8 protein-coding genes are annotated in these 12070 nt (G+C 38.2%); 3 read left to right on the top strand and 5 right to left on the bottom strand.

The window, feature by feature from the left end; translation table 11 throughout:
* The first annotated feature begins 47 nt into the window (after positions 1-47).
* Positions 48-653, top strand: a complete 606-nt coding sequence (locus B1C82_RS07645; protein WP_086447025.1) for a hypothetical protein — start codon at positions 48-50, stop codon at positions 651-653.
* A gap of 37 nt (positions 654-690) precedes the next feature.
* Here B1C82_RS07645 and B1C82_RS07640 read toward each other — a convergent pair whose 3' ends face one another.
* The 5 genes from B1C82_RS07640 to B1C82_RS07620 all read right to left on the bottom strand — a co-directional run bounded on the left by B1C82_RS07640 (position 691) and on the right by B1C82_RS07620 (position 5384).
* Positions 691-1317: a hypothetical protein gene (locus tag B1C82_RS07640; protein ID WP_086447024.1), complete on the bottom strand. Its 627-nt coding sequence runs from the start codon at positions 1315-1317 to the stop codon at positions 691-693.
* Between the two features lies 1 nt (position 1318).
* Positions 1319-1942 carry a tetratricopeptide repeat protein gene (locus B1C82_RS07635; RefSeq protein ID WP_086447023.1) on the bottom strand — a complete coding sequence of 208 codons (624 nt, stop codon included), beginning with the start codon at positions 1940-1942 and terminating at the stop codon, positions 1319-1321.
* Positions 1939-3354, bottom strand: a complete 1416-nt coding sequence (locus B1C82_RS07630) for a Kelch repeat-containing protein (RefSeq protein WP_086447022.1) — start codon at positions 3352-3354, stop codon at positions 1939-1941. The genes B1C82_RS07635 and B1C82_RS07630 overlap by 4 nt, the downstream gene beginning before the upstream one ends.
* Complete coding sequence (locus B1C82_RS20945) at positions 3351-4301, bottom strand: LA_3334 family protein (RefSeq protein WP_411550312.1); 951 nt, start codon at positions 4299-4301, stop codon at positions 3351-3353. The genes B1C82_RS07630 and B1C82_RS20945 overlap by 4 nt, the downstream gene beginning before the upstream one ends.
* A 114-nt stretch (positions 4302-4415) precedes the next feature.
* Positions 4416-5384 (bottom strand): hypothetical protein, encoded by a 969-nt coding sequence (locus tag B1C82_RS07620; RefSeq protein ID WP_157894113.1) that lies wholly within the window; start codon positions 5382-5384, stop codon positions 4416-4418.
* A 74-nt stretch (positions 5385-5458) separates the two neighbouring features.
* On the opposite strand from B1C82_RS07620, the gene B1C82_RS07615 reads away from it, so the two are divergent.
* Both B1C82_RS07615 and B1C82_RS20565 read left to right on the top strand, forming a co-directional pair.
* The gene (locus tag B1C82_RS07615) at positions 5459-5902 is read left to right on the top strand and encodes a hypothetical protein (RefSeq protein WP_086447019.1); all 444 of its coding nucleotides are present in this window, start codon (positions 5459-5461) and stop codon (positions 5900-5902) included.
* Between the two features lie 19 nt (positions 5903-5921).
* Entirely contained in the window at positions 5922-12032 is a 6111-nt protein-coding gene (locus B1C82_RS20565) for an RHS repeat-associated core domain-containing protein (RefSeq protein WP_086447018.1), read from the top strand.
* Positions 12033-12070: the final 38 nt, after the last annotated feature.

The following is a 12070-nucleotide window of genomic DNA, read 5'->3' as shown; positions in this document are numbered from 1 at the left end:
ACAAACTTTTGATATATTTAATATTAATGATTATAGATTTAGAAAAAATGAAATCTTTCGGTATTTCCCTTTTAATTTTATTCGTGTTTGGATGTTCTTCGAATCAAATTGTATATCATGGCCAAAAGATTTTAGAAAAAGAAAATCTAGGGTTAATATCATTTAAGTTTGAGAATACCGGGAACATTCCTATCGATTACGTAGAACTTTCTCGAGTATGCCTTTCTCAGAAAAAGTACTTCCTAGAATTTGGTACGAATGTTTGTGAAACTTTGCAGTCAGACGGAACCGTTGCTATCGAAAAAGGTGAGTCGATTGAGCTTAAAGTTCCAGAGGGAGTCTATTCTGGGGTACTTTCTAGTTATGGTTCAAATTTTCCTCATTCTTTTCGGTTGGATGCTACTTTTACTAAGGACCAAGCTGCAAAAGATATAGCTAAGAGGTGCCTAGTTAAAACAGATCTTATCGAGAAATACAATTGCGAGAATATCTTAATAAAACGCGGAAAGAAAACTGAAATTAAGATTATTCTTACAAATGAAGTCGAAGAGCAGATGGGCGTAAGTATCTTTCTTGCTATTATTTCGTTCGGTAATTTATTATTGCCTCCAAGTGTGGTTAGAACAAGATTAGAGATATCTAATCCGATTTGAAAAATATTTTCACGTGAAACATTTAGGGCACTATCCACTATAGTATTTCTTTAATGATTAGATTTCGATTGTATCCCCAAAATCCAAATAAAGGTATTGGCAAGCCGAACTTAAACGTAGTATAGACGGGAAGAATAAGAATAGCAGAAGATATAAAAAATGAGAATTCATCTTTCTCTAAGTCTTCTACTAAGAACTTAAAAGAATTTCCTGAGAGCACCAGGTCCCGACAGATTAATTTCGAAAATTCTTTTTGTATACAAGGCCCATCGAATTTTCCTCCGGCTTCCTTATGTAATACTGAATCAAAGAGTATGGAGGCTTGTCCTTCGACAGCGTATTGGAAGAAACGATTTTCTCTGGATATTACGATAATTTCTCCACTGTAGGTTCCATTTTCGAGTTCTATGTTTGCTAATTGTTTTCGAAGAGTATCGTAATGATGAAAATCGATAATTCCGTTTACATGCTTTTCAATAACAGAACCGGTTTTATCAAATTTCTTTAATTTTACTCTGCCAGTATAATGACCGCTAGTGATTATAGCTTCGATGTTGATCGTCGAGGTGGATGAACTCGAATTATTAGGGTCAGTTTTTATTGATCCGTATCTGGTAATACAATTTACTATTAAAAATATGAGAAATAGGACAGAGTATCTCATTCTATCGCTTTCTAAAGAGTAAAACCGATAAAAGTAAATTAGTAAAAAGTGAAATTCCCAATAAGGCTAATGTCCATTTTTGAGGAACATTTAAGATCTCCACCCTCTCATCAGCTACAACAGTATTTTGTTCTAACTCGGTGATCCTAAATTTTAGCTTGTCTTTAAGTTGATTTGTTAATTCTAATATTTCTGGATCAGCTAAAACTATTAAGGTATTTTTAGTTTGTGATTCCAAAGATAACTTGCCTACTTTCGGTTGCGCTTCTACTTTAATTTGATCTACTAACTTTTTTCCTTTTAATTCCTCATAACGAGAGCGCAAAAGAGGATGACTAGGCCAAGCTTCAAATGCTTTTGAAAAATATGGGAAGGCACTTTTGTATTGCTTTTTCTGATAGAGATTCTCTCCAATTCCAATCCATATTTCGGTTTGAAAAAGACCTAAGGTTACATCAGTAGGATTATTTTCTAACAAGGGCTTTAGGATTTCTCCGGCTTCTTGGTATTTTCCGAAATTAATTAAGCTTCGTATTTGCGATTGAACACTGTCGTCTTCGGAAGAAAGTCCAGATACCATTAAAAGGGAAATACACAACAAAGCAGTTTTGAATGTGATTTTCATCTTAAGATGACCGCCTTATGACCGTAGCGTGCTCTCGGCATTTTTTGAGCAGAGAGAGTCCAAGGACCCGCAGTTGGATTTGATAATCCTATTGAGTAAACAAAATCGGTTGGAACATTAATTGTTGAAGCTCCACCAAAAACGTAAGCCTGATTTATATCGTAAGATATTTCCATCGCAGGAAAATACAAAGCCTGTAAAAGCGATGGTCCAGTCGCATAGGCATTGGTTGTAGTGGATATCGCATAAACTTCATAGTTTGATACAGGTGAAACGCTTGTAACAGGTTGAAAGAAATTCGAACCGCTTGATCCTCCAGCTATCAAAACATATTTTGAAGCTCCAGGACTCGGATCTCCTGTTTGTGGACGATAACAAGCTATAGCTGCTCCATGTCTTGCGGTAATCAAGGATGATTCAGTTATAGCAGAGGTTGCATTTAGAGAAGGAATATAACTATCTGATGTCGCTGATGCAGAACCATCATTGTACTGTCTACCTCCAGTGAAATAGAAGGTTCCATCAAATACACAACTAGACATATCTATCTTCGGGAATATAGATGTTTGGGAAGTAAAAGGACTCGCCCAAGTTCCAGTCAGACCTATTTCGGGGTAAAAGCGATATACTGTGTTCAGAAGAGTACCGGAAGTGGTATTTAAAGAAGTACTTCCAGCGATAGCATATATTTCATCTCCAGAACTTCCACCTATAGCCCCATGCAAAGTTGCAGGCATTGGAGAAAACGAGGTCCAAGTTTTAGTAAATGGATCAAAGGCTTCTACCTCATCTGTTACAGTCCAACTTCCCCCCGAAGCTCTCTTGGCTCCTCCCATCACAAAGATTTTTCCTTTATGATAGATAGTAAGAGCAAAACTTCTAGGAGTAGGAACGGAAGTGAAAGCTGGATACCATTTAGATTCTACGGGATCAAATAAATCTACTTCAGCTATTGGATATCCATTACCATCCACACCGCCTACCAAATAAATTCCTCTGGAAACTATTGGTTGGTCGCTTACCCAAGTAGTAAACGGAATACGAGTCGGATTCGAATCGGATATTTTACCACATCCAAAAACTAAAGTATAATTAGAATCCGGAGTTAAATCTTGGATAGGAAGATAATGTGCTTTTGCCTGCGATAAACTTATACTGATTTGAGAATTGGAAGAACCTACTGCATATGCGTATGCATCTGATTCGGCAGAACATTTTAAATTCACTGCTATTTTAGTAGAGCCTGGTTGAATCCAAAAAGAATCAACCTTAAGATCGTTATTATCTTCTCCCCATGCGAATGGAGAATCACAACCAATTATAGTAATGAATGAGATAAAAAGATATAACGGAATACCTTTAGGGAAAATTGAACTACTTAGACTAAAATTTTTAATAGATAATAATCTCATAGTCTTGCTCCAAAAGAAAATTCTAACCCCGCAGTACAAAATGGCGAGGAAGCATCAGCGAAGCATAAAACTTTCCCCCCAACTCTAAGAAAGCTGGTCTCCCATCTCCATCCTTGATAACCGATTTCTAAATGAGCACCAGGAACTACCCCAGCTTGAGTTTCTCCTCCTGATTTAGTTTGAACAGCAGCAGGTCCAATCCCGAAGGATAAATAAAAGTTTCTTTCTTCTGAAAAACCAAATCCTCTAAACAAATAAATTTCCGGCATCAAAACGGAGTATCTTGTATTTGTTCCACCGGAAGAACCGAGAGCATCAACTCTAATACCGAGTTGATTACGTTCTCCTAATTTAAAGTAAGCTGGTTCGATAAATAAAGAACCTGACAACCATAGTGGAGCGGAATTTGCGATAGATCCTAATCCCCCATAGGTAGAAAGGGACCCTCCCCATTTTGTTTCAGGTTGAGCTAATTTCTCACTTAAAAATTCTAAGGGAAGTTTTGCATCTTGGTCCTGAGGAATTTTTGTATTTTTGATTCGAGACTTATCTATATCTAAGTAACCTAAATCTGTTTTAACGGTATAAGATGATTCCTTTTCCTCTGCCAAAACTCCCCGAATTGATGTGCTATCTTTTAAGATAAAATGCGAAGTCCGATAAGAGGAATGAGGTCCTTTTCTGCTAGCATCTAATTTCAATACTTCGGATCTAGGTATAACATAGACTCGATTTTTCCAGGAAACGGTGACAGCTCGTTCGTCTTCGGAAATTAGATCTAGAATAAACCCATCTCCGTTTGAAAGGAGTAAATCAGCCGCAAGAATTGGAGATGATAGGCTTAATATAATACTAAATAATAGAAGCCGCCAATAGATTGACCGTGTAATTAAGTTACGCTCAATGCTTCTAATTGTTTTATAACTACTAATTATCTTATTTATCATGTTGGTGTCTTAATTGAAAATACACCTGCACAACTTTTCCTGTTTATCTTATCAGGTTGGAGAAATTTTAATTTGAGCATGGTTGATTACTATTATTTGTTTATTTCTTTTAATTTATGGGATTCCGATTGAATCAATTTGGATCCAATGAGTCTCTTCTAACGTACAATCGTCTTTTAAAAAGATGCTACGATCGGGAATTTCCGCTGAAGTTCCGCATGTAGCCGCTTGTTTAATTGCTTCACCTTTAGCGACTGCATACAAACTACCTTTGGTTCGTATCGCATTTATGCAGGTATCGACTGAGTCTTTTGTATAAGATTTTCCAGTATCAATTGATATGAGAGAATCAAAGATAGCTTGCGTGAGGTAAGTGTTTTCAGTTGTTACGGTATTTCCGGAACCTGAGCCACTAGAGGTCCCATAAATTTGATCTACGGTAATAGTAAAATTGTAAGTCTGACTTGCAGTTCCTTCACATTTTAGATACATATAATGTAATGGGCTGCCTGGACCAATGATAACTGAAGCTCCAGCACCTTGGGGAAATAAATCTCCAGGATCAGAAGTATGTGTAGCCGTAGAATTATTACTTTGATCATCCCCATTTGCATATAAATAGCAGCTTGCAGTTGATGAGGCATTAAATGTAGCCGTAATGCCCTTTCGGATTGTTGCGCTTGGAAACGAGAAAATATCCACATCGCTACCGCTAGAAATCTGTCCTGTCAAAGAAAAAAGATATCCAACTCCACCGCTTAGATTGATCGCGGATGCTCCAGCAAAAGTTTCGTTAGGTTCAGGGTCGTTTGCAGAGCCTGAACTTGATCCGCCTCCACCACCACAAGTTCCAGATGCTGAAGAATTTGAGAGAACGAGAATATTAGAAAGACTGACAGAACTGGAAATCGCAGAATCAATTTGTCTTTTTGCTTCTGATCCTTTAACAGATCCTACATTTGGGATATTTAGATATTGGCATTGGAAAAGAGACAGAAGCAAGAAACTAATAACGCGGAATCCGCTTTCCACTAACGTATTTTCCAACCCGAGTTTAGCAGGTTTAATTTTTTCAATTGACACTAATTTAAAGTCAAACCTGAGTTATGTGTGTCAATGGAAAACCTCCGGAATCCATTGATTTTTTGGAGTAAAATGTGAAAAAACCTAGTATTTGGAAGTTAAACTCTATTTCTAATCCATTTCCTTTTTCGTTCTTTTTTAGAAGACTGGGCCATATTGTAATTTTTATACTTATTTTTTCACAGATTTCCTTTGAGCCTTTAAGCTGGATACAATCGATTTTTTCCTCTTCCGATCCCATCTCTCAATCATTCCCAGTCATTCAAGTTGATTCCTCTGGGAAAGGAAACGCGAGCATCACTGTTGAATTACCTCCGGGTGCTGGCGGAATTGTTCCAAATCTTTCTATAGATCATACTACAGATGCAAGTAGAGGAATTGTAGGAGAATCTTGGGATTTATCTGGATGGGATTGGATTCAGAGAAGCCCTGGAGACAAAATCACTTTTTACTTCTTCAGATTCTTTTCAGAGTTCCCTTGGGGGAAATTTAGTATCAACAGGAAGTGGATCATATAGGACATATAACGAATCTTTTATGTTGTATACTTCCACTGGAGACTGTTCTGCTTCTTGTATTTGGACAGCAGTTGATCAAAGCGGATTGAAATACACATTCGGAGGAAACGCAAGTTCCATTCTCCTGACTGGAACCACTCCGAGGTTTTGGGCTTTGAGCAAAGTTGAAGACCCTTGGGGGAATTCCTATGAGATCCAATATCAAACAACAAATGGAGTATTATATCCTTGGAAATACTCTTATGGAAATCGAGAAATAGAATTTATTTATACATCACGTTCCGGTAGCTTGGGATCAGTATTTTCTTCTGGAGACCAAGAAACCTGGAATCAAGTGATCAGAAAGATAGAAATCCGAACTAACGGAAATCTAATTCGAGAATACCGTTTCAATTATGAAAACGGAACCTATGGTCGATCAAGACTTAGTTCTCTCGAACGGTCTGAGTATTCGTCTCAGTGGGGAGATGAGGACTATTTACCTTTATCTTTTACTTACTCGGATAGTTCATCTAATTCCTCATTTCAAAATTTAACAGATTATAATTTAGATTCAGTTACATTAAAGGCAAATGTTCGAGTTCCCTTATATGATAAATCGGCTTGTATTGAAGGAGCATATTGGTGTTTTGTTGCTGGGCAAGCTTGCCCTCCTATAGACTTGGGCGGGGCAGCCTGTATTGCAACCGTAAATGCGGCTATAATTAGTTGTAATGCATATACTTTGACTTGGTTTATACCTTGCAATGGTGGGCAAGCTGTTTCAACTTTTTTGGGGATGTGGTCGGATTTAAACTCAGATGGTAGGTTGGACATTCAATATTTATCTGGTGATATGGATTCCGGAATTTACCCTTCTTCCTATATAAAAGGGATAAACGGGTTTTCCCAGAATGTTTCTGACATTAATATAGTTAATTTTCAATACAATACCATGAATACATTGGCATTAGGAGATGTTAATGGAGATAACCGAGGAGATATACTAATCTCTACGTCATCTGCGTTAGTCGGTATTTCGTCCAATGGAACATTGAATAAATTTGTTACAACATACTCAAATGTTCCCGTATCAGCTCCTACGCCAACTCCTTTAACGGATAACCCGATTCCATACCAAAAATCATATAGCTTTGATCTGAATCGTGATGGTAGGTCAGACTACCTTTGGGTGATTGACGGATCTACGATTAATTATGCTTTATCACAAGGGGCTAGCTTTGCTGATCCCGTTTCAGTATCTTTAACCGGGGCAACCGCTTCAGATGGAACCTTTCTGGATTTAGAAGGAGATGGAATACCAGAGTTTGTTTATTTTAGTGGATCGGACTTAGTTATCCAATCATTCGATTCTACTTTATCGAGTATTACACAAACTACTCAGACCTTACCAGTTGTCGGACAAGATGCAGTTCCATATTCTGCCAACCCAGTATATGCTGGTCGTTGGTGGGGGGATGTAACAGGGGATCGTCTACCCGATCTGGTAACATACGATAGCGGATTTCTTTACGTTTATCGCAACGAATATGGAAAACTGACTACTTCCCCTCAAGCAGTTAATATCGGTACGATTAATCTTAACGTCCAATCAGGAAAAAATAAATACTTTGGAATTAGTGATCTCAATGGAGATGGGTTTGGGGATTTTGTTTGGGCAAATGGTTCCCGAGTAAATGTTTATTTTTCCTCCGGGTCTACTTTGTCCAGCTCTCCTTCTGCCGGTATTGATATAACCGGAGAAGTTCAACTTGTAGATGTAAACTCCGATAGAAAGACGGATCTAGTTGTAATGGATATTGCGGATAACGCGGTAGTAGGAAATTTGAGGGTCTATACACTTGGAACTGGACTTCCGGGAAATCTTCTTGCTTCTGTCTCAGATAACCAATTTAAAAGTTCAACAATTACATATACTTGGAAAACTGATCTAAATGGAGCGATTTCCACAAGTGCAGGTTCTTATCCGAATGTCCCGAATAATAACAATGAAGTAATTGTAAAACAGATCAATAATAACCTCGGCAATGGGGTTTCCGAGACTCTTTCATATACTTATACTAATTCAAGAATGAATTTAGGGACACTTTTGAATCGAGTTTCCTATGGATTTAGAACAGTTGCAGAAATAAATTCCAGGACATTAGAAAAAACAGAAATAGATTACTTCCAAACAAATCGTTTGTATGCAGGGTCGATGGAAGCTAGACGGAGTTATATCGGAACTGTATCTGGAACAAATACTATATATTCTTTAGTAAAAAATGAGACGCAGATCGTGGAAACTGGAACCTTTGCAGGAAGAAGTTACCCTCGGCTTCAATCTTCTACTCAAAAAGAATATATTGGAGGGGTATTAGTTGGGAATGTTTCTACTTCCTTGAGTTATGATTCTTGCGGAAATGTATCCTCAGCTACTGAAATTAACGAAACATATACTACAGTTACGACAGGGACATATATTTGTGATACAAATAGCTGGATACTGAATCGACAGACTGCTAAAACTGTAACGAGGAACGGGACAATTTTAGAGAAAACACAAATCGCCTATTCTGATTTTAAACCAGTATCTAAGACAGAGTTTTCAGGAACGTCGGCAGCCAAAACGCAGTCTTACGATTACGATGCTTTTGGAAACCAAGTTCTTGTTACAGATTCGAGAGGAAACCAAACTTCAATCGAATATGATCCGGTGGTTCATGCTTTTGCAATTTCAATAACCGATGCTTCTGGTTTAAATAAATTAAAAGAATACGATACTGATCGCGGACTCTTAACTCAAGAAACAGCTTCTAATGGAGGTATAACAAAGAAATATTATGATGAGTTCGGTCGTTTAATCCAAACTGACTTTCCAGGTGAATCAGATTGGAGTGAAAAACTTTCTTACGGTATTACCTCCGGCGAACAAACTTCTTATGTAGAAAGGCGAATCAGAGACGATGAGAATGGCGAAGTCGCTACGATCGAAACATATACTCCACAAGGCTGGTTAGTAAAACGTTCTGCGACGACTCTTTTGGATCGCTGGACAACATCCACAAAAACCTATTCAGCCGTGGGGAAATTATTAACTGAATCGAATGAATATGTGGAAGGTGTAATATCTCCTGTATTTACAACTTACGAATACGATGGTCCAGAAGGACAACTTTCTAAGATCAATTTTCCTGATGGAACAACTAAAAGCGTAGATTATTCTGGAAAGACTATAACGACCCAGATAAAGAGCGGGTCTACAATATTATTAGAAGAGTCCCTTACTAAGAATGAATTGGATCAAGATGTTACGAAGACGAGCAATGGCTCTACTATTCAGTATAGTTATGATAACGGCGGTCGTCTATGGAAAGTTATAGATCCACAAAATGGAATTACTATAATAACCTACGATGCGGCTGGAAGAAAAGCAAGCACCTCTGATCCGAATTCAGGGACAGTATCCTATTCTTATGATTCAGAGGGTAACTTGATTTCCCAAGTTGATGCTCGTGGTCAAAGTATTCAAAAGACGTATGACTCTTCAAATCGAATGGTTACTTCTACTCCTTCCGATGGAAGTCCGGCAACTGTAATTACATACGATGGTTCTATTTTAGGAAAAGGTAGACCTACTCAGATACAGGACGCGGCTGGTATATTAAATTTAACGTATGATATTCGGGGAAATATTTCGCAAAAGGTCCGGATTATAGACGACTTAACCCTGGTTTTTAAATACGCATATGATTCCATGGGTAGAGTAATTTCTACAACGTATCCGGACGGAAGTATTGCTCATAATATATATTCCAAAGGAAACCATCTCACGGGAGTACGAATGGATGTGCCGGATAAAGGAAGCTACGATCATCCTGTTGTTTCTTACGATGGACCGTTTCCTGGTACATCAGGTTCTTTCCAATTTACTAGAACGACAGGGAATGGAGTCGTATCATATATCGGGTATGATCCAATTTATGATCGACCAACAGGTTATCAGACCAATCTAAAAAATGGGACAGTTTCACAACAGGTTACGTTGGAGTTTGATGCTAAAGGAAATATCAAAAAGATAAATGATCTGCAAAATGCAACTAGAACCCAAACGTATACTTACGATGAGCAAAATCGTTTAGTCCAAGCAACTGGTAAATATGGAACGGAAATATATCAATACACCAATAGTGGAAATCTCCTTAAGAAAGGGGATTATACTTTTACTTATGGTAATTCTTCTCATGTTCACGCTGTAACTTCTGTAAATAGTACAAATACTGGAACGATAAATTATTCATATGACGCGGCAGGGAATATGGTTTCCCGGAACGGAGAAAGCCTCGTTTACGATTCATCAGGAAAATTGATCACACATATGCTCAATGGGGGAGACCAATTGAGTATGGTATATGATTTCGCTGGAAATCGTATTAAGAAAAGTAGGAGTACTGATCTTTCTGTAATTTATTCTCCTGATCCGCTCTACGAAATACTACGTCGCCCTGGTTACGCTGATCAGCATACTCTCTATATTCGAGGTGTTAAGGGAGAACTGGTTGCCCAATTCGCTAGAACAGATGCTACTCTCATTTCGGCAGCTTCTACAGGAACACAACAAGGAATCACAGAGACAGCATTTTGGAAAGAATGGAATGGAAAGATAAAATCTGGACTAATAAATTTCATTTTAGGTTATGTTTATAATTCTCACGGCAAATTCTCCGATGGCTTCTTAGCGTTTGCATGGTCCTTAGTGATTGTTCTTGGGTTAGCATTAGCATTTTCTAAGCAGAAAGAATCGCTATCGCCTGCCTGGACAAGACTAATGTCTGCACCGATGATTGTGCTTTTTTCATTTTCTTTTAGTGTAGGGTGCTTAGATGAGCTTATGAATAATGGGGGATCTGGGACTGCTCCTTGGGATCTATTACCTTTAGCAGTCGCAGGAAATACACCTTCCGTTGATTCTCCTCCGGGTGGCGGTGGAACGACGGATGGGGGCACAGTTTCTGGAACTCCTGTTCCAGGGATGGTTTTCTTTCATCCTGATCAAATGGGTTCGATTACAATGGCAACAAATGGAGAAGGAAACGCACTTTCCGGTGGAGATATGCCAGGAGCCTCTCATATTAGTTATAAACCATATGGAGAAATAGATCGAACAGATTCTTCTGGACCTGATGTGTTTAGGTATAAATACACAAACCAAATAGAAGATCGAGATTCCGGTTTATACTATTATAATGCTCGATATTACGATCCAACGATAGCTCGATTCTTACAAGCGGATACATCTATATTTCCTAATCGAACTCAGGGATTTAATCGTTACATGTATACTGAAGGAAATCCTGTACGCTATGGGGATGCTAGTGGAAATAATATCTCCACTCCTCTGGCATGGGCTATTGTTGGATATTATGCAGCTCCTCAATTCGGTCTAACTCCAGAACAAGGATTCCTACTCGGATATGGATATGGACGCGGTCTTGTAAAACATCGGAGTGATTTATGGAAATTCGGTAACTCTATTTCTGATGCTTACAAAGCAACTTGGGCAGGTCATCAAAGAGCATTCTATGTTCCAACTCCTGGAACCAGAGGTGGATGGAGAGAACTTGCTCATAATGCTGGAAACTCCGTGAGAGGACATTTTAGAAGAATTGATCATGGAGTTAGAGATCATTTCCGCAGAATTGATGAAGGCTTTAGAGATGTGATGCGCTCTGGAGATCATGGAGCAAGAACGATCGGTGAAATCTTTATGCAAGCATTGGGTATGCGGCACAGGGATTGGAATTACGATCCTTTTGAGTCTATATTTAGTACTGGTGGAATGCAGCTTGCAAAACTGAAATTTGGAGCTGATCCTGATTGGATTTTTTCAAGATTTTCTTGGACTTGGTTTGGTGTCAGCATTCTAGTAGATGTAGCAGCTTATGTTTATAAATCTTCCGGTGGATATCTGCCGTACGAGGAATTCTCAAATGAAGCCAAAATTATGGCTATACTCATATTTTTTCAATATCACTTGGACCAAAATCCGTTAGTTCAATATTTAATGTGGTGGTATGGAGTTCAACATGGAATGATATTACCACCTGGCCAGTGTAATGTTGGTGGTACAGTGTTTTATGATTGTGATTGAGATATGAAAAGGTATTTTGTATTTTGTATTTTTATTAT

It is taken from the genome of Leptospira venezuelensis, assembly GCF_002150035.1.
Taxonomy (GTDB): Bacteria; Spirochaetota; Leptospiria; order Leptospirales; family Leptospiraceae; genus Leptospira_B; species Leptospira_B venezuelensis.
The sequence above is the reverse complement of the archived record's forward strand: the minus strand, read 5'-3'. Positions and strand labels throughout refer to the sequence as shown.

Coding starts and splice junctions, on each gene's coding strand:
- B1C82_RS07645 (WP_086447025.1), top strand. CDS start 48: ATGAAATCTTTCGGTATTTCCCTTTTAATTTTATTCGTGTTTGGATGT.
- B1C82_RS20565 (WP_086447018.1), top strand. CDS start 5,922: ATGTTGTATACTTCCACTGGAGACTGTTCTGCTTCTTGTATTTGGACA.
- B1C82_RS20945 (WP_411550312.1), bottom strand. CDS start 4,301: ATGATAAATAAGATAATTAGTAGTTATAAAACAATTAGAAGCATTGAG.
- B1C82_RS07640 (WP_086447024.1), bottom strand. CDS start 1,317: ATGAGATACTCTGTCCTATTTCTCATATTTTTAATAGTAAATTGTATT.
- B1C82_RS07635 (WP_086447023.1), bottom strand. CDS start 1,942: ATGAAAATCACATTCAAAACTGCTTTGTTGTGTATTTCCCTTTTAATG.
- B1C82_RS07630 (WP_086447022.1), bottom strand. CDS start 3,354: ATGAGATTATTATCTATTAAAAATTTTAGTCTAAGTAGTTCAATTTTC.